Origin of the sequence: Polynucleobacter sp. JS-JIR-5-A7 (genome assembly GCF_018687935.1) — a bacterium.
Taxonomy (GTDB): domain Bacteria; phylum Pseudomonadota; class Gammaproteobacteria; order Burkholderiales; family Burkholderiaceae; genus Polynucleobacter.
Window position 1 is genome coordinate 1000479 of the sequence record NZ_CP061308.1, and the last position, 19810, is coordinate 1020288.

General features: G+C 44.8%; 26 protein-coding genes. 14 read left to right on the top strand and 12 right to left on the bottom strand.

Annotated elements, in window-relative coordinates; genetic code table 11:
• Nucleotides 1-315 precede the first annotated feature (315 nt).
• The 8 genes from AOC29_RS05150 to AOC29_RS05185 are packed head-to-tail and all read left to right on the top strand — an operon-like array spanning nucleotide 316 to nucleotide 5848.
• Complete coding sequence (locus AOC29_RS05150) at nucleotides 316-1224, top strand: amino acid ABC transporter substrate-binding protein (protein ID WP_215297085.1); 909 nt, start codon at nucleotides 316-318, stop codon at nucleotides 1222-1224.
• Between the two features lie 54 nt (nucleotides 1225-1278).
• Entirely contained in the window at nucleotides 1279-2061 is a 783-nt protein-coding gene (locus tag AOC29_RS05155) for an amino acid ABC transporter permease (protein ID WP_215297087.1), read from the top strand.
• A 32-nt stretch (nucleotides 2062-2093) separates the two neighbouring features.
• Nucleotides 2094-2762 carry an amino acid ABC transporter permease gene (locus AOC29_RS05160; protein WP_215297089.1) on the top strand — a complete coding sequence of 223 codons (669 nt, stop codon included), beginning with the start codon at nucleotides 2094-2096 and terminating at the stop codon, nucleotides 2760-2762.
• A 53-nt stretch (nucleotides 2763-2815) separates the two neighbouring features.
• Nucleotides 2816-3550, top strand: coding sequence for an amino acid ABC transporter ATP-binding protein (locus tag AOC29_RS05165; RefSeq protein WP_215297091.1), 735 nt, complete (start codon nucleotides 2816-2818; stop codon nucleotides 3548-3550).
• A 17-nt stretch (nucleotides 3551-3567) separates the two neighbouring features.
• Nucleotides 3568-3963 (top strand): hypothetical protein, encoded by a 396-nt coding sequence (locus AOC29_RS05170; RefSeq protein WP_251370073.1) that lies wholly within the window; start codon nucleotides 3568-3570, stop codon nucleotides 3961-3963.
• Nucleotides 3964-3986: 23 nt separating this feature from the next.
• Entirely contained in the window at nucleotides 3987-4670 is a 684-nt protein-coding gene (locus tag AOC29_RS05175; protein ID WP_215297092.1) for a DUF3313 domain-containing protein, read from the top strand.
• A gap of 9 nt (nucleotides 4671-4679) precedes the next feature.
• On the top strand, nucleotides 4680-4940 hold the full coding sequence (locus tag AOC29_RS05180; protein ID WP_215297094.1) for an EF-hand domain-containing protein: 261 nt from the start codon (nucleotides 4680-4682) through the stop codon (nucleotides 4938-4940).
• 11 nt (nucleotides 4941-4951) lie between these two features.
• On the top strand, nucleotides 4952-5848 hold the full coding sequence (locus AOC29_RS05185; protein ID WP_215297096.1) for an alpha/beta fold hydrolase: 897 nt from the start codon (nucleotides 4952-4954) through the stop codon (nucleotides 5846-5848).
• Nucleotides 5849-5899: 51 nt separating this feature from the next.
• Here the strand turns inward: AOC29_RS05185 and ppk2 are convergent, their stop codons facing one another.
• On the bottom strand, nucleotides 5900-6670 hold the full coding sequence (gene ppk2, locus AOC29_RS05190) for a polyphosphate kinase 2 (protein WP_215297098.1): 771 nt from the start codon (nucleotides 6668-6670) through the stop codon (nucleotides 5900-5902).
• Nucleotides 6671-6673: 3 nt separating this feature from the next.
• A complete protein-coding gene (locus tag AOC29_RS05195; RefSeq protein ID WP_215297100.1) occupies nucleotides 6674-6949 on the bottom strand; it encodes a serine/threonine protein kinase in 276 nt (91 codons plus the stop codon).
• Between the two features lie 132 nt (nucleotides 6950-7081).
• Here AOC29_RS05195 and AOC29_RS05200 point away from each other — a divergent pair, with 132 nt between their 5' ends.
• Complete coding sequence (locus AOC29_RS05200) at nucleotides 7082-8263, top strand: MFS transporter (RefSeq protein ID WP_215297102.1); 1182 nt, start codon at nucleotides 7082-7084, stop codon at nucleotides 8261-8263.
• A gap of 38 nt (nucleotides 8264-8301) precedes the next feature.
• On the opposite strand, the gene AOC29_RS05205 is transcribed toward AOC29_RS05200, so the two are convergent.
• From AOC29_RS05205 to wrbA, 4 genes are all read right to left on the bottom strand, one after another.
• Complete coding sequence (locus AOC29_RS05205; protein ID WP_215297104.1) at nucleotides 8302-8487, bottom strand: hypothetical protein; 186 nt, start codon at nucleotides 8485-8487, stop codon at nucleotides 8302-8304.
• Nucleotides 8488-8574: 87 nt separating this feature from the next.
• On the bottom strand, nucleotides 8575-9990 hold the full coding sequence (locus AOC29_RS05210) for an FAD-binding oxidoreductase (protein ID WP_215297106.1): 1416 nt from the start codon (nucleotides 9988-9990) through the stop codon (nucleotides 8575-8577).
• Nucleotides 9987-10385: a DUF2069 domain-containing protein gene (locus tag AOC29_RS05215; protein WP_251370074.1), complete on the bottom strand. Its 399-nt coding sequence runs from the start codon at nucleotides 10383-10385 to the stop codon at nucleotides 9987-9989. Before AOC29_RS05215 ends, AOC29_RS05210 begins: the two co-directional genes overlap by 4 nt.
• Before the next feature lie 3 nt (nucleotides 10386-10388).
• Entirely contained in the window at nucleotides 10389-10991 is a 603-nt protein-coding gene (wrbA, locus tag AOC29_RS05220) for an NAD(P)H:quinone oxidoreductase (RefSeq protein WP_215297107.1), read from the bottom strand.
• 19 nt (nucleotides 10992-11010) lie between these two features.
• Between wrbA and AOC29_RS05225 the strand changes: the two genes are divergently transcribed.
• The 4 genes from AOC29_RS05225 to AOC29_RS05240 all read left to right on the top strand — a co-directional run bounded on the left by AOC29_RS05225 (nucleotide 11011) and on the right by AOC29_RS05240 (nucleotide 14733).
• Nucleotides 11011-11859 (top strand): YhjD/YihY/BrkB family envelope integrity protein, encoded by an 849-nt coding sequence (locus AOC29_RS05225; RefSeq protein ID WP_215297109.1) that lies wholly within the window; start codon nucleotides 11011-11013, stop codon nucleotides 11857-11859.
• A 75-nt stretch (nucleotides 11860-11934) separates the two neighbouring features.
• Nucleotides 11935-12390, top strand: a complete 456-nt coding sequence (locus tag AOC29_RS05230) for a CBS domain-containing protein (protein WP_215297111.1) — start codon at nucleotides 11935-11937, stop codon at nucleotides 12388-12390.
• Between the two features lie 43 nt (nucleotides 12391-12433).
• Entirely contained in the window at nucleotides 12434-13549 is a 1116-nt protein-coding gene (gene aroC, locus AOC29_RS05235) for a chorismate synthase (RefSeq protein ID WP_215297113.1), read from the top strand.
• 14 nt (nucleotides 13550-13563) lie between these two features.
• Nucleotides 13564-14733: an MFS transporter gene (locus AOC29_RS05240; RefSeq protein ID WP_215297115.1), complete on the top strand. Its 1170-nt coding sequence runs from the start codon at nucleotides 13564-13566 to the stop codon at nucleotides 14731-14733.
• A gap of 28 nt (nucleotides 14734-14761) precedes the next feature.
• Here AOC29_RS05240 and AOC29_RS05245 read toward each other — a convergent pair whose 3' ends face one another.
• Genes AOC29_RS05245 through AOC29_RS05265 form a run of 5 tightly spaced genes read right to left on the bottom strand, consistent with a single transcriptional unit; the run spans nucleotide 14762 to nucleotide 18386 of the window.
• Nucleotides 14762-15553: a peptidylprolyl isomerase gene (locus AOC29_RS05245; protein WP_215297116.1), complete on the bottom strand. Its 792-nt coding sequence runs from the start codon at nucleotides 15551-15553 to the stop codon at nucleotides 14762-14764.
• Nucleotides 15554-15599: 46 nt separating this feature from the next.
• Nucleotides 15600-15884, bottom strand: coding sequence for a BolA family transcriptional regulator (locus tag AOC29_RS05250; protein ID WP_215297118.1), 285 nt, complete (start codon nucleotides 15882-15884; stop codon nucleotides 15600-15602).
• Nucleotides 15881-16429: a septation protein A gene (locus tag AOC29_RS05255; protein WP_215297120.1), complete on the bottom strand. Its 549-nt coding sequence runs from the start codon at nucleotides 16427-16429 to the stop codon at nucleotides 15881-15883. Before AOC29_RS05255 ends, AOC29_RS05250 begins: the two co-directional genes overlap by 4 nt.
• A gap of 45 nt (nucleotides 16430-16474) precedes the next feature.
• On the bottom strand, nucleotides 16475-16885 hold the full coding sequence (gene msrB, locus AOC29_RS05260) for a peptide-methionine (R)-S-oxide reductase MsrB (protein WP_215297121.1): 411 nt from the start codon (nucleotides 16883-16885) through the stop codon (nucleotides 16475-16477).
• 34 nt (nucleotides 16886-16919) lie between these two features.
• Nucleotides 16920-18386: a YdiU family protein gene (locus tag AOC29_RS05265; protein ID WP_215297123.1), complete on the bottom strand. Its 1467-nt coding sequence runs from the start codon at nucleotides 18384-18386 to the stop codon at nucleotides 16920-16922.
• 55 nt (nucleotides 18387-18441) lie between these two features.
• Here AOC29_RS05265 and AOC29_RS05270 point away from each other — a divergent pair, with 55 nt between their 5' ends.
• On the top strand, nucleotides 18442-18924 hold the full coding sequence (locus AOC29_RS05270; RefSeq protein WP_215297125.1) for a PaaI family thioesterase: 483 nt from the start codon (nucleotides 18442-18444) through the stop codon (nucleotides 18922-18924).
• Between the two features lie 13 nt (nucleotides 18925-18937).
• Here the strand turns inward: AOC29_RS05270 and AOC29_RS05275 are convergent, their stop codons facing one another.
• Nucleotides 18938-19795 (bottom strand): NRDE family protein, encoded by an 858-nt coding sequence (locus AOC29_RS05275; RefSeq protein ID WP_215297127.1) that lies wholly within the window; start codon nucleotides 19793-19795, stop codon nucleotides 18938-18940.
• Between the last annotated feature and the right edge of the window lie 15 nt (nucleotides 19796-19810).

Consider the following 19810-nt stretch of genomic DNA (forward strand, 5'->3'; position numbering starts at 1 on the left):
AGCGAATTCCACTTCGAGCCACAGATCTCGGTGCCGATCGAACACCTGATCTTGCCAGGCTTATGTCATTGTCTAAGCTATTGATTTATATCATTTTTAAAGCTTCTAAGGCGTAGGTCGCACGTTCGAATCGTGCTGGGCAGACCAAATTCTCCAATACCCTTAGTTTTATCTCTGCTCGCTTCACAAGGTAACAAAAAGTCTCAAAAGTAGGCCTGATTCAGCATAAGACACTCATAAATTTGCTATAAATACAGATATAGCTATTTATTGATAAACACTGATCGCTAATATAAGTAAAAACTGGAGAAAACGATGAAGAACAAGTCTTTAATTAAAGCGGGTCTGATTGCTGGGTTATTCATTAGCACCATGAGCGCTCATGCTGCAAGTGCGACGATGGACAAAATTAAATCTACTGGCGCTGTCACCATGGGTGTGCGCGAATCCTCAATCCCAATGTCCTACACGACTGGCGACAGCCGCTTTGATGGTTACCATGTGGAAGTGTGCCGCATGATTTTGGGTGACATCAAAGATAAGCTTGGCTTGAGCACTTTACGCATTAATTATCAGCCAGTGACTTCCCAAAACCGTGTGCCTTTAGTGCAAAACGGCACTGTTGATATTGAGTGTGGCTCAACCACTAATAATACTAATCGCGCTAAGGATGTGGGCTTTGCGAACACTTTATATATAGAAGAAGTCAGGATTGCTGTAAAAGCAAATTCTGGCATTACTTCTATTTCTCAATTGGCTAACAAGAAGGTAGCTACTACTACCGGTACAACCTCTGTTCAGTTGCTCCGCAAGCATGAAAAAGCCAATGGCGTGAACTTTGATGAGGTGTTCGGTAAAGACCATGCGGATAGCTTCTTATTGCTTGAGTCTGGCCGCGCTGATGCATTCGTGATGGATGGTTCAATTTTGGCCGGCAACATTGCTAACTCGAAGAATCCTAAAGATTACAAGATCGTTGGCGAAGTATTGAGTACAGAGCCTATCGCCATCATGGTTCGTAAAGATGATCCAGAATTTAAGGCCGCTGTAAACGCAGCAATTGCAAAGATTGTTGCAAACGGCAAAATGCCTGGCTTATGGAACAAGTGGTTCTTGTCGCCAATTCCACCGAAAAATATCGTAGTAGGTCTTGAGCTGTCCCCAGCAACCAAGAATGCTTGGACAAACTTGAACGACAAACCGGCAGAAGATTACAACAAATAATTGAGATCGCAAGTTAATTAATCTGAATGCTTTAATGTTTACGCGATCGGATTTATGGATCTAGGAATCTTTTGTAAAAGTACCTTAGACGGAGAAGTAGTTGATCACTGCTTCTCCGCTTTATTAGGTATTGGTCAAAACGCTGATCCCAGTTATTTAGACTGGCTCATGAAGGCTTGGGGCTGGACACTGGCTGTCGCCGCTCTTAGTCTAATCATCGCTATGTCACTTGGTGCTGTCATGGGCACCTTACGTACCTTACCCACAGAAACGACATTGAACCGTTTCTTGATACGCTTTTCTACCGCATGGGTAGAGCTCTTTAGAAACATTCCGATTTTGGTTCAAGTATTTCTTTGGTATCACGTGATACCAGCCTTCTTTCAGCCTTTAAAAGCATTTCCATCTTATCTATTAGTCAGCATTGCTTTAGGCTTCTTTACTTCTGCACGGATTGCAGAGCAGGTAAGGGCAGGTATTCAGTCACTTCCCTCCGGTCAGAAAGCAGCAGCAACTGCTTTGGGTTTAACTACCTTTCAAAGCTATCGCTACATTATTTTGCCAATGGCGTTGCGCATAGTGATTCCACCTCTTACTTCTGAGAGCATGAATCTCATCAAAAACTCTTCAGTAGCGTTTGCAGTTTCGGTACCTGAACTCACACTATTCGCTATGCAGGCTCAAGAAGAAACTTCGCATGGAGTCGAAATCTATTTAGCCGTAACCTTGCTTTATGCTTTATCGGCATTCGCAGTAAATCGTGTGATGACCTATATTGAAAAGCGCTCTCGCATTCCTGGCTTCATTATTGCTAATACAGAAGTGGCAGCACATTAAATGAATGCTATGAATCATTTCATGGTGGTTTTATGCTCAGTCTAGACCTCAGTTTTTATAACTGGGAACTCTTCACGAATTACATCCTGAAAGGCATGCTGTTTAGTGTGCAACTGACAGTCATTGCGACCGTTGGCGGGATTGTCTTTGGTACCTTCTTAGCTTTGATGCGCTTATCTGGTAGACCTAGCTTAGTCTACCCAGCAACTATTTATGTGAATACCATGCGCTCCATTCCGTTGGTGATGGTGATCTTGTGGTTCTTTTTATTGATACCCATGTTGATTGGCAGGCCCATCGGTGCTGACTTATCCGCCACCATCACTTTTATTGCTTTTGAGGGAGCATTTTTCTCTGAAATTGTGCGCGCTGGTATTCAGTCGGTACCCAAGGGTCAAGGATATGCTGCGGAAGCCTTAGGCATGACCTATGGTCAAAATATGCGTTTTATCGTATTGCCGCAAGCCTTCAGAAACATGATTCCCGTCTTCATGACGCAGACCATCATTCTGTTTCAGGATACTTCCTTGGTTTATGCCATCGGTGCTTATGATTTATTAAAGGGCTTTGAGATTGCCGGCAAGAACTATGGCCGTCCTATGGAGACCTATCTCTTGGCTGCCTTTACCTATTTCATTATTTGTTTCTCGCTATCGAAGATCGTCAGAGCAGTTCACTCCAAAGTAGCGATTATTCGTTAATACATTTGTAATTTATCCCTTATTTATTTAATACTGACTATTCCTAAATCCTCATGATAGAACTGCAAAACGTTTCGAAGTGGTACGGAGACTTTCAAGTCCTGACCGATTGCACTACCAATATTCAAAAAGGGGAAGTAGTTGTGATTTGCGGACCCTCAGGCTCAGGTAAATCGACCTTGATTAAAACCATCAATGCTCTAGAGCCTTTTCAGGCTGGTGAGATTACTGTGGATGGGGTGCGCTTGCATGATCCTAAAACAAATCTACCAAAGTTACGGGCCAGAGTGGGAATGGTGTTTCAGCACTTTGAGCTGTTTCCGCACCTGAGCATTACCGAGAACTTAACGCTTGCGCAAATGAAAGTGCTTGGTCGTTCTGCTGACGAGGCTAATGCGCATGGCTTAAAGTATCTCGAGCGTGTTGGCTTAACTGCTCAGAAAGATAAGTTTCCTGGGCAACTTTCAGGCGGTCAACAACAGCGTGTTGCCATTGCGCGTGCCTTGAGCATGGATCCGATTGTGATGCTTTTTGATGAACCAACCTCGGCCCTAGATCCTGAAATGGTTGGTGAGGTCTTAGATGTTATGGTGAAGCTTGCAAATGAAGGAATGACCATGTGCTGCGTTACCCATGAGATGGGTTTTGCTCGTAAAGTCAGTAATCGCGTGATCTTTATGGATCAAGGGCGTATTCTGGAGGATTGCAGCAAAGATGAATTTTTCGGCAACCCAGATGCGAGATCCCATCGTGCAAAAGACTTCCTCTCAAAAATATTAGATCACTAAAGAAAACACTATTATTAATGAATGATTCATTTACCAAGTTATGCATCGCCACAACGCTTGGTATGTTGATGCTCTCAGCTTGTACTGTAGCCAAATTAGAGTCTAGGCTTGAGGCGAATCCTCAGTGTAAAGATGTCATTAATCCAAAGACTGGTGCTGTCATGCCGTGCCCAGGTACGGATAAATCTTTCTATCGCTCTGTTGGTCTGGAGCCACCTAGAGCCACGACAACTAGTTCAACTACAGCCGTTGCTGCTCCACCAACCATTTCTAATGCTGGTACAGCAGCAATACCAATCGTAACTACCACAACAAAGTCGACCCCTACAGTTCAGGTAACACCGCAAGTCGATTGCAAACCACAGCTTCATAAAAAAACTGGCGGTATGTTACCGTGTCCATCTCCGGACTAATCTGTATCTAAAAAGAAAGCATCATGCGTAAATTGAATGTCGTTATTGCCTCAGCACTTGTTGCTATTGGTTTGCTTGCTTGTAGCAATACTCCAAAACTGGCTTCTGAACCGATGCCTAGATCAGGTTTTTTACCCAATTACTCCCTGCTCGAGCCAATGGCTACCAGCCAATCAGATACTCGGATTTGGCGATACCGGATTGCAGGCGTTAATCCTGCTAGCTATACCGCGGTTATTTTGGATCCCATTTACTTGAATCAAAGCGCTACGAAAGAGGTGAGTGCTGAGGCCATTTCTCAAGCGCAGGTTACCCTGCAAGACTCGATGGTGGCCGCTATTAATTCTCGTGGGAATATTCGCATTGTCAGTAGCCCTGGGCCGGGTGTTGCCCGAATTACCGTTGGTATTACAGGCGCAGAAAATTCAGCCGATAGTCTACAACCTTGGAATTTCACTCCCATTGGCTTGGCGGTGAATGCCGCTGCCTATGCTGGTGGTGTGAACTCCAAAACTCCTGCCTTACTGGTAGAAAGTAAGATAACCGATAGTCTGTCTAAGCAGTTATTAGGCGAAGGCTTGGTTACCATCCAGGGCGAGTCATTTAGAACTGGTTCGGGTTCGGTTGACTCCTTTATTGAAATGGCTAAGAAGGTAGTGCGTGTTGCCATGGAAACCTCTGCCAATCCAACCCCAACTGGGAAGTAAGACTTTTCTATGAAACGTTCTTATGTCTCCAGATTTTCTTGTATTGCCGCCTTGGCTGTCATTCCTGCATTGAGTTATGCAGATGATGCATCCCGCAATCAAAAAATTGCGCAGCGGTTTGCTAAGTGTGACATCAATCATGATGGCAAATTGACTCAGATTGAGGCAAAAGGTTGTATGCCACGTATCTATGATCACTTTAACTATCTTGATTCTGGCAATAAAGGCTACTTAACTGTTGCTGAGATTCAGGCAGCAGCAGATCGATAAGTATCTACACTATGAGCGTCACATTCCCAGCATTCGACCAAAAGATTATGACTGTTCCATCAGATGATGGTCCGATTGAGATTGCTTACTTAGTTGGTGGCAGTGGTCCGGCGCTATTGTTATTGCATGGCTTTCCACAAACCAAGGCAATTTGGCAGCAAGTTGCTCCTGCACTTGCTAAACATTACACAGTCATTGCCTCAGATTTGCGAGGTTATGGTGGGTCATCTGCACCAGACGGCAAGTCAGACCACTCCACATATTCAAAACGCTCCATGGCAGCGGATCAGCATGCCTTGATGAAGGCTTTAGGTCACGAGCAGTTTTATTTGTTGGGGCATGATCGTGGCGGAAGAGTATCGCATCGCATGGCTATGGACTATCCCAGCAGTATTCAGAAGCTAATGGTCTTGGATATTTCCCCAACACTAACCATGTATGAAAACACCACTATGGAATTTGCCAAAGGGTATTGGCATTGGTTCTTCCTCATTCAACCAGAACCCGTGCCAGAAACCATGATTGGCGCAAACCCCGAGTATTGGTTAAAAAATCACATGGGTCGCCATGCAGGTACTGGAATTTTTAGTCCAGACCGTTGGGCGGAATATTTGGCAGGAACCAGCAACCCCCAAAGTATGCATGCCATGTGTGAAGACTATCGGGCTGCTGCCACTATTGATCTCGTTCATGATCAAGCAGACCGCGAGTCGGGCAAGAAATTACAAATGCCGATCCATGTCTTATGGGGCGAGCATGGTCTCGTAAATAAATGCTTTAAGCCTCTAGAGGATTGGCAAGAGGTCGCTTATGAAGTCTCAGGGAGAGCCTTAACTTCTGGACATTACATCCCAGAAGAATTGCCTGATGAATTAATAGTCGAAGCGAAAAAATTCTTTAAAGAGTAAGGTAACTCTAGCTGTAACTAAGCTTGTAGTTAAATAAGTTACTCTAACGAATTAATAGGCTAATTTTGGTGCCTTAGTACCTAATGGTGGGCAGGGCATCACTATTTCTGGATTCACTGATAATAATTTTGCGTCTTTGCCGTGGTAATGCATTCGAGACAGAAGATCGGCAATCAGATTCAGGTGAGTTTCTTTTTTGCTATTAGCATTCACCACAGTCCAAGGCGCATCTTTCGAGCTGGTTTGCTCTAACATGAGATCTCTGGCAATGCTATAAGCCTCCCATTTCTTTTGAGCTTGCTCATCAATAGGACTGACCTTCCATTGCTTCAGTGGATCAGTCTTACGACTTTCTAAACGATCGGCCTGTTCTTTTTTATCAATATCTAAATAGTACTTCATGATTTGAATGTTAGAGCCCGTCAATAAAGACTCAAAATCATTCACTGAGCCCATAAAGTGTTTGTACTGCGCTTCAGTACAGAATCCCATGACTTTTTCAACGCCGGCACGGTTGTACCAACTACGATTAAAGATCGCAAATTCACCAGCAGAAGGTAGCTCTGCTACATAACGCTGGAAATACCATTCGCCTTCCTCGCGAGAGGAGGGTTTTCCAAGAGCAACAACGTGGGTTTCGCGAGGACTCAGATTTTCTGTGAGCCGTTTGATCGTGCCATCTTTTCCAGCGGTATCGCGACCTTCAAGAATGACTAAAAGTTTCAAACCACCTGCAATGATCTCTCGCTGAAGTTTGACTAATTCAATCTGTAAAAGTCGATAGTAACCATGATGATCACTATTGTTATCGTCCTTGCTCACCCTTTAAGCTGCAGAACTCGGTGAGGCCGGCGGAGAAGCTGAACTCTTTTTAGCTGGCGCTTTTCGTGCAGTCGTTTTCTTGGCGACGGCTTTTTTAACGGGCGCTTTCTTGACAGGGGTTTTCTTGACGGCAGTCTTTTTTACAGGGGGTTTTTTGGTGACCTCTTTCTTTTCCAATTTATCGAGTGCTTTAGCCAACTTATCAATCAATTTTTCACGATCAGATTCGAGCTTATCGAGCTTTTTCATCAGCTGTTTTACTAATTTTTTTTGACTCATGATGTTTCCTATTAGGTGTGATTTTCACAAATGCATCACTCATCCTACGTCTTATTAGGCTCAGTTTCAAGCAATTGTGACGCTATTGGAAATAATTTCTAAAGCTATTGAATAGTGCTACATTGGCTAGATATGTTCAAAACCCTGTCTACATTACCCAAGACTGTTTGGTTAATAGGCCTCATTAGTTTTGTGAATGACTCGGCCAGTGAAATGCTCTATCCCTTGATGCCTTTGTATTTAGCTTCGGTCCTAATGGCAGGGCCTAAAGCGATTGGCATTATTGAAGGTATTGCTGAGGCCACTTCAAGCTTATTCAAACTGGTATCTGGAGTCATCGTAGACAGAACCAAGAAAACAAAACCTTGGATTGTGTTTGGCTATCTTCTCGCTGGCATTGGAAGGCCGCTCATTGCTTTTGCTAATTCATGGCTAGTGGTCCTGATGATTCGATTTACTGACCGTCTGGGTAAGGGGCTCAGAAGCTCTCCCCGGGATGCGCTTCTAGCGGAAAGTGTTCCCGCTAATCAGAGAGGCATTACCTTTGGCTTGCATCGCTCTATGGATAATGCTGGTGCGGTCGTTGGCCCGATCTTGGCAGCCTTCTTGCTTGCGCAACATGTACCACTGCGTGAGATCTTTTTCTGGGCCATTATTCCCGGGGTCATTACCGTAATGCTTGCGTTGTGCTTAAAAGAGCCTCCGAGGGTTGCTGGCGATGCCCCCTTGAAATTTACCTGGTCTATGGCAGGTCTACCCCCTGAATTTAAGCGCTATATATTGGTAGTTGGCCTTTTTGCATTGAGCAATTCTTCAGACATGTTCTTACTATTAAGGGCTAGAGAGCTTGGAGTGCCTCAAGAGCAAATACCCTTGCTTTGGGCGACGATTTCCCTGATAACGACTGTTTTTGGAACTCCGCTTTCTGCTCTATCGGATCGATTTAGTCGTCGATATTTCATAGCCATCGCTTGGGCTGCATATGCCCTGATTTATGCTGGAATGAGCTACTCCAGCCTGACAGTTGGCTGGCTTTTTGGTTTATTCGCGCTTTATGGCCTATTTAAGGCAGCAACCGAAGGGGTAGAGAAGGCTCTTGTGGCAGATTTAGCACCTAGCGGATTAACTGGGACAGCCTTTGGTTGGTTCAATTTGAGTTCTGGAATCATGCTACTTCCAGCTTCTTTGATCTTTGGTTGGCTGTATGAGTCTAGTAGCCCAACTACCGCATTCCTTTTTTCAGGAGCCTGCTCAGCTTTCGCAGTGCTCCTATTAATCTTCTGGGTATATAGACCTATAAAAGAAAAAACCTAAATACATCAAGTATTTAGGTTTATTTCTTAAGGTGTTACTTATTCTGGATGGAAGTTATTGCTAGCCATGAAGCTGATAGTACGTTCAAAGCCAAGAATTCGGATATAACGCCATGCAATATCGCGATATTTGCTGTCTAAGTAGCCAATAGCCACTTCAGGCGTTCTTTTGGATACATCATTTTGCTGAATAGCGCGGGCCCAACGTTTGAGTCTTGTTGACATATTTGTCACCTCCATGGCCATACAACGCATCAGAAAGAAGTCTAGATGACAGAAAATACAAAAAATTCCTAAAAAATCAGAAATTTCTTAAATAGACACGACTTTATGTGGATTGAGGATGTTTTGAGGGTCCAAAGCCCGTTTTAAGGTCTTCATCAGGTCATGGGCAACTTCACCCTTGTGAGCCCGCAAACCATCTAATTTAAGCTGGCCAACCCCATGTTCAGCAGAAATAGAGCCCTGGCAGCGCTCAACTTGAGCATAGATCAGCTCATGAATCGGCTTTTCATTGACCAAATTGAATGCCTTTGGGTCCACTCCAAATGGGGGAGCAATGTTGTAGTGAAGGTTGCCATCACCTAAGTGGCCAAAATTGATAATTCTGACCCCCGGGTATTTCAAGCGCATCAAAGTATCTGTTTCCTGAATAAAGCTTTCCAAGGCTGAAAGCGGAATGGTGATGTCATGTTTGAGGTTGGCGCCTTCTTGAGCCTGAGCGAGGGTGATGTGCTCTCGCATCTGCCAGAAGGTATTGGCCTGAGCTAGACTATTTGCAATCACGGCATCGGCAATCAATCCTGCCTCAAATGCCTCTTCCAGGATCGTTTCTAGCAGTTGTCTCACATGGGCTTCACTTTCATGATCTGATAATTCAATCAAGACGGTGTAGGGTGGATTTCCCTTTAGGGGATTTGCCATTTGCGGAAAATGCTTTTCATTGAGGGCCAAGGATTCTTGGGTCATCATCTCAAAACCGGTCAAAAGGGAAGTGGCATGCTTTTGAAATAAATTTAATAGAGCGATGGTGGAGGCAACGCTATTGGCTGCCACTAAGGTTGTCCATTGAGAGATTGGCATCGGGTATAACTTCATAACTGCGGCGGTAATAATGCCTAAAGTACCCTCAGAGCCAATAAAAAGGTCTCGTAAATCGTATCCAGTATTGTCTTTGCGTAAACCTTTTAAGCCATTCCAGATTTCACCTTGCGCGGTTACTACCTCGAGACCAAGGCACAGATCGCGGGTATTGCCATAACGCAGCACGTTAGTGCCACCAGCATTGGTAGCTAAATTACCCCCAATCATGCAGCTGCCTTCTGCCCCTAAGCTCAAAGGAAATAAGAAGTCTTGCTCGGCAGCTTTTTCCTGAACCGCTTGCAAAATACAACCTGCTTCAAGAGTAATCGTTTGGTTAGCAACATCAATTTCTCGAATGGTATTCATACGCTTTAAGTTGAGCACAATCTGTTTACCAGAGTCATCTGGTGTAGCGCCCCCACAAAATCCAGTATGACCACCTTGGGGAACCACAGCAATTTGGTTGGCTGCACACAGTTGCACAATCTTGGCTACTTCTTGGGCTGTTTTAGGTAAGACCACGGCCAAGGCTTTGCCCGTGTAACGCTTGCGCCAATCAGTGAGATAAGGTGCCTTATCCTGATCTGCGGTCAGAATAAATTTCTGCTCTAGAATTTGATGGAGCTCACCAAGGATCTGTTTCATTTTTGCGCTGCTTGTAACTTTTGTTTAGCCAAGTTCTTCGCTTCTTTTTTAATGGGCTTTAAATACATTAACAGGCAAACAAAACCAATTGTTGCTAATAGAGTTTCTAAGACAGCCATCCAAAAATTGGCACCAGTTTCGAGGATGCGAACTAAGCCTTCGGTGATGTAGAGCAAAATCAACATGGAAGCCCATTGCATGGTGTAAACCTGACCTTTCCAGAGGCCTGGAATAGCAAATAGCAATGGGATGCCTTTCAGAATCAGCCAAGAGCCACCAAGTCGCAGAGGCGAGATAAACCACTCCCAAGCAACACACAAAATGAACAAATCAATAAATGCAGCGGTAGCAATTAATTGATAGGGATTTTTATCCAGAATTTTCTTAGCCATCATGCATTAAGTCTTGATCAGCTTCAGTGCGGTTTGAGCGAGACGTTTACCTTGCGCTTTTGCTAAGCGTTGTTCTTCAGGACTAATCGGAGCATTCCCATCGGCATGGGCAAGATGAGTTACGCCATAAGGGCTTCCGCCTGTGGCAGAGGACATTAAATCGGATTCGCTGTAAGGCAAACCGAGGATCATCATGCCGTGATGAAGCAGGGGAATCATCATCGTTAACAGAGTACTTTCTTGTCCGCCGTGCATGCTGCCGGTGCTGGTAAAGACGCAAGCTGGTTTACCGATGAGTGCACCACTTAACCATTGGGAAGAGCTGCCATCCCAAAAGTATTTCATGGGAGCTGCCATATTGCCAAAACGGGTAGGCGAACCGAGTGCCAATCCAATACATTCTTGTAAATCAGAATACTCAACATAGGGGGCGCCTTCAGTTGGGACCGCAGGTTCGCTAGACTCGCAAACGGTGGAAACCGGAGGAACCGTTCTGAGACGAGCATTGACCCCAGGAACGCTTTCAATACCCTCGGCAATGAGTCGCGCTAAATCTCTGGTTGCCCCATAGCGGGAGTAGTACAAAACTAAAATATCGTGTTGGTTCATATTCTCTTATGATACGGCGATGCGCCTTTTTCGTAACCCCCAATTATGGCTCTCTCTTGCTAAAGAGATCTGGGAGGGTAATCGAGACCAAAAACTGAACCAAATCGCAGCCAGCTTAGCCTACACAACGATTCTCTCCTTGGTTCCTATGGTCACGATTGCAACCATGCTGATTGGCTATTTACCCAAGGTGATTCAGATTAAAAATGCCTTTAAGACTTGGCTATTAGATACTTATATGCCGGGCGGGATTAATCAACAGTTCTTTATTTACTTGGATCAGTTTTCTGCGCAAGCCAGGGGCTTAACTCTTTTGGGTTTAGCTGGCTTATTTATTACTGCCATCATGACTTTGTCAGTCATTGAAGGGGCATTTAATCAAATCTTCAAGGTACAAAGAAATCGCCCGCTTCATAAAAAGATTGTGATTTATGGGGCTGCGACAGTTTTGGGACCCATATTATTAGGACTAGGTATCTACTTAAGTGGCGTCTTATTCAGCGCTTCTCAGGGCTGGACGGAGGCAGTCTCCATTGGTTTTCGTCTCATCGCTACCGTGACACCACTATTTTTGGCTGTCTTGGTTTATACGGTTGTTTACAAGATCCTGCCGTATTCTCAAATTTTTTGGAAAGATGCCATCTTTGGCGCCTTCTTTGCCGCCCTCAGCTTTGAAATCATGAAGTTTGGATTTGCAGTCTTTTTAACCCATACCGCTTTTTATAAAACGGTCTATGGGGCCTTTGCTATCTTCCCGCTAGCCTTGCTTTGGATCTACTTGACTTGGTGGATTACCTTGGCTGGAGCCGTCCTAGTAGCGAATCTACCGAGCATTCGAAGTGGCGTCATTAGGGTTATTCGTTACTAAAATAAACAATAAATCTTGATTCGGTGCTTGCTTGGGTCTATATTGAACTGAGATATTCATTGTTTTGGAGACGACATGAAAGTTCATGACATTCTGCGTGTGAAGGGCGGCACTTTATTTACCGTTGCTCCCGAGACTGCGTTGCAAACGGCAGTGCTGATCATGAGCGAGCATGACATTGGCTCTTTGGTTGTGATGGAGTATGACAAGCTAGTTGGGATCCTCACTTTTCGTGAAGTGATTGCAGCATTAGCAAGCCATCATGGCAAATTAGATGATTTGCAAGTCAATGCAGTGATGAATCAGAAGCCTTTGACCTGCAATATGGAAACTGAAATCGACGAAGTGCGTCGCATGATGTTAGTTGATCATGCTCGTTACCTGCCGGTAGTTGATCAAAAGATGTTGATGGGTGTGATCTCTTTTTATGATGTAGCAAAATCCGTTGTAGAGGCTCAAGACTTCGAGAACTCGATGCTCAAGGCCTATATTCGCGACTGGCCAGAAGATACTGAAAAGGCCGCTAATTAAGGATTTCTAGTCGAATATTCAGGACAAATGACATAATGTGGGTATGTCAGGAAATACTTTAGGCCTTCTTTTTACTGTTACCACTTTTGGTGAATCACATGGTCCCGCAATCGGGGCTGTGGTTGATGGCTGCCCTCCTGGCATGCTTTTGAGTGAGGCTGATCTACAAACAGACCTAGATCGTCGTAGGCCTGGCACCTCTCGTCACGTCACTCAACGCAAAGAAGAAGATAGGGTTGAGATTTTGTCGGGTGTTTTTGAAGGCAAAACGACCGGTGCGCCCATTGGTCTATTGATACGCAATACCGACCAACGGAGCCAAGACTACGGCGATATATTGCAAACATTTCGACCTGGTCATGCCGACTATGCCTATCACCATAAATATGGACTACGTGATCCACGGGGCGGCGGCCGTTCTTCAGCTCGCCTCACAGCACCTGTAGTGGCAGCTGCAGCTATTGCAAAAAAATGGCTGCAGCAACAATACGGCACAGAGTTTTACGGCTATATGAGCCAACTCGGCGACATCGAAATTCCGTTCGAGGATGTTGCACAGATTGAACAAAATCCTTTTTTTGCTGCGAATGCCAAGATCATTCCGCAATTAGAGACTTATATGGATGAACTGCGCAAAGCAGGAGATTCTTGTGGGGCTCGAATTGAGGTGCGTGCTCGTAATGTACCTATCGGTCTTGGAGAGCCCTTGTTTGATAAGCTTGATGCAGATATTGCCCATGCCATGATGGGGATCAATGCTGTAAAAGGAGTTGAAATTGGTTCTGGCTTTCAGTCAGTGGCTCAGCGCGGCAGTGAACATGGTGATGAATTATTTCCTAATGGCTTTGCTAGCAATCATGCCGGCGGTACATTGGGTGGCATCAGCACTAGTCAAGACCTGCGAGTATCGATTGCGATCAAACCAACTTCAAGCATCATGAGCCCTAAACAATCCATTGATCTCCATGGCAAGCCAATGACTGTTCAAACTAAGGGACGTCATGATCCTTGTGTTGGTATACGAGCAACCCCAATCGCTGAAGCGATGCTAGCTTTAGTCCTCATGGATCATGCATTGCGTCATCGCGCTCAGTGCGCTGATGTCAAGCTTGAGGTATCGCCTATTCCTGCGGCACGACCTGGCTCCAAAAGCGATTAGTAAATCCCACTAAGATGACGCCTTCGCTTCGCTGGGCCTTCGGGTCCTTTTTCTTTTTATATTTTGCTTATGTTGGCTTGGTTTCACCGTATGCCAGCCTTTTCTTCTTAGATCATGGTTTTAATGTCATCGAGATTGCTGTACTGATGTCGATGCTACAAGTTACCCGTATCGTTGGTCCATTTAGTTGGGGCTGGCTTTCAGATTACCTCTCTAATCGCATCGGCATCATTCGTGTTTGTGCTTGTTTGGCCGCCTTAGTCTTCGTATGCATCTTTTTTTTACATAGCTACTTCAGCTTCTTTATTTGGATGTTTGTATTACATACGATCTTGAGTAGTCAAATGCCTTTGGGCGAGACGGCAACTATTCATGCTTTATACAAAGACAATTCGTTTGATCAGCGTTATGGACGCCTGCGCTTATGGGGTTCAATCGGGTTCATCACCATGGTTTTATTTGCAGGTGAATTATTTCAGCGTAAAGGTATTGAGTTATATCCAATAGTTGGTGTCATTGTGTTATTTGCTTTGGCGCTCATTACTTTTTTCTTGCACGAGCCCAAGATGGAGCGTCGCAAAATGGTGAAAGGCGAGTTACTTATTGTGCTTATTAATCCAGACGTAAGGTGGTTTTTGATCTCTGGCTTTTTCATGATCTTCGCCCATGCTGCTTTATACGTTTTCTATTCACTATATTTGGCAGACCTTGGTTACGACAAATTTCAAATCGGCTTGTTTTGGGCTTTAGGAGTTGCCGCAGAAGTAATCTTCTTTTACTTCCAAAATAAATTGCTGAGCCGATTGGATGCTGAGGTGATATTACAAGGCGCATTTGGAATTGGTGTGATCCGCTTCATTCTGATTGCCTTTTTACCAATCACTTCTGTATTGATTGTTGCGCAGTTGATGCATGCTGCTACTTTTGCAGCTCACCACAGCGCTGCCACAAAATTACTGCAGCGCTGGTTTACCGGTCCCTTACAAGCAAGGGGGCAAGCTATTATGGCTACCGTTTCTTACGGTTTAGGTGGCACTATTGGTGGACTATGTGCCGGTTGGATTTGGGATCTTTCTCAACCTCGAGATGTCTTTGTGATGTCCGCTTTTGCTTGTGGAATAGCGGGGATGGCAATTCAGAAAATGAGACCTCATCACCATCCAACTGAAAAGATTAGTAACTAAGAAGCCAAGAGCCCTTACTCAGCAATTCTTACTGAACTTTTGCCTTCGCACGAAGTTTTTGCATCATCTCGGTAAATTTAGCTTTCTGCCAATTTTGATCAGAAGCAATCATCTGTTTCAACTCTGCCTTGAGTTCGTCAAAGCTAGGCGCCTTCATATCTCGAGAGTCAACTGTCTTAATGATGTGCCAGCCAAACTGTGATTTCACTGGTTTATCAGTCATTTGACCGTTCTTTAGTTGCACCATTGCCTTAGAGAACTCTGGAACAAGTGCTTTGTCATTTACCCAGCCAAGGTCGCCGCCGTTCGTCGCTGAACCCGGATCCTTTGACTTGGCTTTAGCAATCTCTCCAAAGTTGCCGCCGGCTTTGATTTGAGCAATGATGGCTTTTGCATCAGTCTCTTTCTCAACCAAAATATGCTCGATATGGTATTCCTTGCCGGTATATTGCGTCTTAACCGATTCATAAGCAGCATTGAGTTCTGCCACAGTGACACCTTCTTTTTCGATATAGTCTTCAAAAACAGCAGCAACTAAGATGCCTACGCGTGATTGCTCTAACTGTTCGCGCACAGATTCTTTTTGAATCACGCCACGCTTATCAGCCTCTTGCAGAATTAATTCTTTAGTCACCAGCATTTCACGTGCTTGATCGCGTACCTGAGGGTTATCTCCTTGCCCTGACTTTTGCACCAATTTATCTAGCTGAGCTTTAGGGATGGACTTGCCATTCACGATGGCTGCATTTTGCGCAAAGGTTGGTGCTGAAATCAGGAGTGCGGCTAGGCTAAAAGAGATCAGGTGACGGGTATTTAACATGGTGACTATCAAGTAAAAGTAATGAATTGCAAGAGTGTAAAGCAGGCTAGATATTGGCTTCCTGTGGAGTCTGGGCAGTAATCGTTAAGGCATGGATTTCGCTAGGAATATGGCGATGCAAAGCGGCATAAATTGCCCGATGACGGGCGACCAGAGTTAATCCCTGAAATTCTGGGGCAACGATGGTGACCTTAAAGTGTCCACCGCCTGAGGCTGCGCCCGCATGCCCCGCATGCAGATGACTCTCGTCTTCGATCTGTAGCCGTTGAATATCAAAAGCCTTATTTAAATCTTCTTCAAACAGGGTAATGCGTTTTTGGTTAAGGGTCATTGTTCTGGATGCTCCATATGGCGTGATAGCCAAACACCTTGGATGATGACAAAGGCTACCAGCAGTCCAGTACTGCCAAAGAGTTTGAAATTGACCCAGGTTTCCTCAGAATATTCAAATGCAATATATAAGTTGAGGGCACCCATGAAGAAAAAGAAGGCTGACCATGCCAGATTGAGTCGATGCCATACAGAGTGGGAACTCTCAGGTTTGAGGCTTACCTGCTTGCCCATTAATACTTCAATCCAATTCTTATTAAAGAACATTGCACTGATAAGCAAAGCGCCTGAAAAGAGCCAATAGAGGGCGGTTGGCTTCAATTGAATAAAGGTCTTATCGTGCAAGAAAATGGTTAGGCTTCCAAAGACAATAATCATCACCAGGCTGACCCATTGCATCGCATCGATTTTGCGATGACGATAATAGACCCAGAGAATCTGTCCGATGGTGGCAACCATGGCTACGATAGTCGCCGTATAGATATCACCAAATTTAAAGGCGATAAAGAACAGAATAATGGGGAAGAGGTCAAATAAAAATTTCATAGGTAGGATTATCCCGCTATTTAGCTCACAAGCCTTTTTACGGCCTTAGTCTTTTTTACTTGCTTGGGCATTCTCACTGGGATCAAAGCTCAAAGAGGCAGAGTTGATGCAGTAACGTAGACCAGTAGGCATGGGGCCATCATCAAAGACATGCCCTAAATGGGCATCACAGTTGGCGCAACGTACTTCGGTACGAATCATGCCGTGAGTTGTGTCACGTACTTCCTTGATAGATGATGTCTCTTGAGGGGCGTTATAGCTTGGCCATCCGCAACCAGCATCAAATTTGGTATCAGACAAGAAGAGGGGGGTGCCACAGCACACACAAGTGTATTTTCCTTGAGCCCAATGATCCCAATACTTGCCACTAAAAGGCCTCTCAGTTGCCGCTTCACGAGTAACTCGATACTCAATATCGCTGAGGATTTTTTTATATTCTTGATCCGTTTTTTTCATCTATGCTCCGATAAGTATTATCTATTCCAAACTCTTAAGAAGAGCAACTCACAGCAACTCTTTCTAAATCTGCAGGTGGTGGCGCTGCATACTCTTCATGCTCAGGCTGCTCATCATAGGGCTTGCTGAGGATATTCATTAATAGCGTGACTTCTGAAAAGTCATGTAGTTGTGCTTTATCAATAGCCGCTTGTGCTAAATGATTGCGCAAAATATATTTAGGATTTACTAGGTTCATCGCCTGGATTCTTGCAGCATCTTGACTAGATTCTGATATGAGGCGCTGAAGATAATCTGTAAACCACTGGTCTATTGCCACACGATCCACGAATTGATCTCTTAGCGTGATTTTCTCAATGGCTTGCTCTAATTTAACTTGGCTAAGTTGTCTAAAGAAGCTGGTGAAATCCACGCTTGAATCATGCATTGCCTGCAATAAGCGCTCTATCAGTTGGATGTCGCTATCTTGAGAGGTTTGTAACCCTAATTTTTGTCTGAATGTAGATTGCCATGCTTGTGCATAGGCTACAGGAAATTCTTCTAAGGCTTCGCGTAATATTGATTGGGCTTGGCTTTCATCGTGAGTAAGCTCAAGGAGTGGTAAGAAGGCGCTGGCTAAGCAGGCCATATTCCAATGCATGATTTGAGGTTGGCGATGGTATGCGTATCTACCTCCGTGATCACTATGGTTGCAAATATGATCTATTTCAAAATGATCTAAGAACCCAAATGGTCCGTAGTCCATCGTCAGGCCAAGTGCGCTGATATTGTCACTATTTAAGACCCCATGGCAGAAACCAACAGACTGCCATTGCGCCACTAACTTGGCATTACGCACGCTGATGTGTTTGAATAGCTCGAGATAAGGTTCAACATTGTTTTTGCATTCAGGGTAATGATCCTGAATTAATAAATCGGCTAGCTCTTTGAGCCGCACGATGCTTTGTGTAGAAGCGAAGTGCTCAAAATGACCAATCCGAATAAAGCTAGGTGCTAAGCGCGCACAAACAGCAGCAGTCTCCATCGTTTCGCGGAAAACTGGTAATGCTGAACCAACAACTGAAAGCGCTCTAGTTGTTGGGATGCCGAGTGCATTCATGGCCTCGCTACATAAAAATTCTCGAATAGAAGATCTGAGGACGGCTCGTCCATCACCCATACGGGAATACAGAGTTTTGCCAGCACCTTTGAGTTGAATTTCTTGGCCATTAGCCTCGCCAAGCAAAATTGCTCTGCCATCACCCAATTGACCAGCCCAGACCCCAAACTGATGACCGCTATAGACTGTTGAAATTGGCTTAGCAAAATCATGCTTGCCATTACTTAAGGAGTTTCCCGCTAGAAGCTCTAGCCATGCGGGATCAGAAGGCAGGCCATCCTGAGAAACCGAGAGCTGAATAAGATTGGCCGCAGAAGGTGAAAATGCTACCCAATAAGGATCTGGAATTGGGCTCGGAAAGGTGATCTGGCAGACGTCATCGCCGCTTAAAGTAAAGGCCATCAAGCTATTCTAGGTGTATTCCCAAAATGGTGCTCAAGCCTCTAAAATTGCCAGTATGACTAAACAAGTACAAATTAATCCCCAAACTCAACTCGCCAATTTAGGTGAGGAGTTAAATGTTCCTTTTTTAAAACTATTGGGCGTTCGCTTTCTCAGCGCTGAGATGGGAAAGGGAGAAATCCTGTTGGCCCTAAAGCCAGAGCATACCAATACCTGGGCAGTGGCTCATGGCGGGGTGTTATTAACCTTGATGGATGTCGCGATGGCTGTTGCTGCTAGATCTGGTGATCCGAGTGATCGTAGTGTAGTCACCATTGAGCTCAAGAATAATTTTATGCAAGCTGCTAATGGAGTCTTGCGAGTGAAAGCAGATACAGTTCGTAGAACAGCGACTATGGCATTTTGTGAAGCAAAGCTCTACAACGATCAAGGGGAAGTCTGTTGCATGGCAACGGGAACATTCCAATACATTAAGCGTCTGCCAGCACGCGATAGCAGCGGTGAGCGGGTAGTGAACGAAGACCTTCGTTCAAAATAAAATGAACGTGTTTTTAAACTGATAGATTTGAGCCAGGCGCGGTACTTAATGCGCCGGTGACGACATCATGGCCAACAGTACCGCTAGCATCAAAGCGACGTTCCACCATCTCAAATTGCCCATCTTTACGGACTCTTAAAACAGTGCTGGAACGTGTTCCATACGAAGGTGTTTTGATGAAGGCGGGGGATAGTGCTTTTTCCCACTCTCTGCTAACGCCGGTGCTGGGTAATTCATGATCGCTAGCATGGTGGGTATCAGCTAATAGCTTGAGATATCGATCAGCACTTTTGAGCTGACCGTGATCCATTGCCAACACTTGGGCAAAAGCGGCTACCCGATGATTGACTTTAGGCCAAGGAGTATCCAGCATCGCATTAGATAAACCATACACGCCAGGGTTAAGCGGTTGATACGGAAAGACTTTGCGAGGGCGGATATTTTGACCTACCAACATGCGATTACTGACCCAATGCATTTCTGCATTTTGCGGATCGCTTAAATCTGCCATCAATAAATTAAAGCCGTTGTATTGATTAAAGCGTTTCGAGTTTTCTCCCATGAACTCGGCCGGCTTATCTTTACTGGTGAGATACATCAAGGAAAGCTCACCACGTGTTCTAGCATCTGGATTCTTTTCGCTAGGCGCGCGCACATTCGTTAAGGCGGCAAACTTTCCCGTTTTCGTAAAGCCCAGCCAAGTACCAGGACTACCCAAGACATCGGCACGATCTCTACCCGCTAATACATGGGGGTGTTCTTGCCAATAGGCGATGCCTTCAGTGTCGCGCTCATAAAACTCATCACGATTCGCCGCAACTACTAAAGAGTAGTCAGGATGTGAGTTCCAGGCAAAAAGAATCAGGCACATGAAATGGGTTATAAA

Coding starts and splice junctions, on each gene's coding strand:
- AOC29_RS05150 (WP_215297085.1), top strand. CDS start 316: ATGAAGAACAAGTCTTTAATTAAAGCGGGTCTGATTGCTGGGTTATTC.
- AOC29_RS05155 (WP_215297087.1), top strand. CDS start 1,279: ATGGATCTAGGAATCTTTTGTAAAAGTACCTTAGACGGAGAAGTAGTT.
- AOC29_RS05160 (WP_215297089.1), top strand. CDS start 2,094: ATGCTCAGTCTAGACCTCAGTTTTTATAACTGGGAACTCTTCACGAAT.
- AOC29_RS05165 (WP_215297091.1), top strand. CDS start 2,816: ATGATAGAACTGCAAAACGTTTCGAAGTGGTACGGAGACTTTCAAGTC.
- AOC29_RS05170 (WP_251370073.1), top strand. CDS start 3,568: ATGAATGATTCATTTACCAAGTTATGCATCGCCACAACGCTTGGTATG.
- AOC29_RS05175 (WP_215297092.1), top strand. CDS start 3,987: ATGCGTAAATTGAATGTCGTTATTGCCTCAGCACTTGTTGCTATTGGT.
- AOC29_RS05180 (WP_215297094.1), top strand. CDS start 4,680: ATGAAACGTTCTTATGTCTCCAGATTTTCTTGTATTGCCGCCTTGGCT.
- AOC29_RS05185 (WP_215297096.1), top strand. CDS start 4,952: ATGAGCGTCACATTCCCAGCATTCGACCAAAAGATTATGACTGTTCCA.
- AOC29_RS05195 (WP_215297100.1), bottom strand. CDS start 6,949: ATGAGTCAAAAAAAATTAGTAAAACAGCTGATGAAAAAGCTCGATAAG.
- AOC29_RS05200 (WP_215297102.1), top strand. CDS start 7,082: ATGTTCAAAACCCTGTCTACATTACCCAAGACTGTTTGGTTAATAGGC.
- AOC29_RS05205 (WP_215297104.1), bottom strand. CDS start 8,487: ATGTCAACAAGACTCAAACGTTGGGCCCGCGCTATTCAGCAAAATGAT.
- AOC29_RS05210 (WP_215297106.1), bottom strand. CDS start 9,990: ATGAAACAGATCCTTGGTGAGCTCCATCAAATTCTAGAGCAGAAATTT.
- AOC29_RS05215 (WP_251370074.1), bottom strand. CDS start 10,385: ATGATGGCTAAGAAAATTCTGGATAAAAATCCCTATCAATTAATTGCT.
- wrbA (WP_215297107.1), bottom strand. CDS start 10,991: ATGAACCAACACGATATTTTAGTTTTGTACTACTCCCGCTATGGGGCA.
- AOC29_RS05225 (WP_215297109.1), top strand. CDS start 11,011: ATGCGCCTTTTTCGTAACCCCCAATTATGGCTCTCTCTTGCTAAAGAG.
- AOC29_RS05230 (WP_215297111.1), top strand. CDS start 11,935: ATGAAAGTTCATGACATTCTGCGTGTGAAGGGCGGCACTTTATTTACC.
- aroC (WP_215297113.1), top strand. CDS start 12,434: ATGTCAGGAAATACTTTAGGCCTTCTTTTTACTGTTACCACTTTTGGT.
- AOC29_RS05240 (WP_215297115.1), top strand. CDS start 13,564: ATGACGCCTTCGCTTCGCTGGGCCTTCGGGTCCTTTTTCTTTTTATAT.
- AOC29_RS05245 (WP_215297116.1), bottom strand. CDS start 15,553: ATGTTAAATACCCGTCACCTGATCTCTTTTAGCCTAGCCGCACTCCTG.
- AOC29_RS05250 (WP_215297118.1), bottom strand. CDS start 15,884: ATGACCCTTAACCAAAAACGCATTACCCTGTTTGAAGAAGATTTAAAT.
- AOC29_RS05255 (WP_215297120.1), bottom strand. CDS start 16,429: ATGAAATTTTTATTTGACCTCTTCCCCATTATTCTGTTCTTTATCGCC.
- msrB (WP_215297121.1), bottom strand. CDS start 16,885: ATGAAAAAAACGGATCAAGAATATAAAAAAATCCTCAGCGATATTGAG.
- AOC29_RS05265 (WP_215297123.1), bottom strand. CDS start 18,386: ATGGCCTTTACTTTAAGCGGCGATGACGTCTGCCAGATCACCTTTCCG.
- AOC29_RS05270 (WP_215297125.1), top strand. CDS start 18,442: ATGACTAAACAAGTACAAATTAATCCCCAAACTCAACTCGCCAATTTA.
- AOC29_RS05275 (WP_215297127.1), bottom strand. CDS start 19,795: ATGTGCCTGATTCTTTTTGCCTGGAACTCACATCCTGACTACTCTTTA.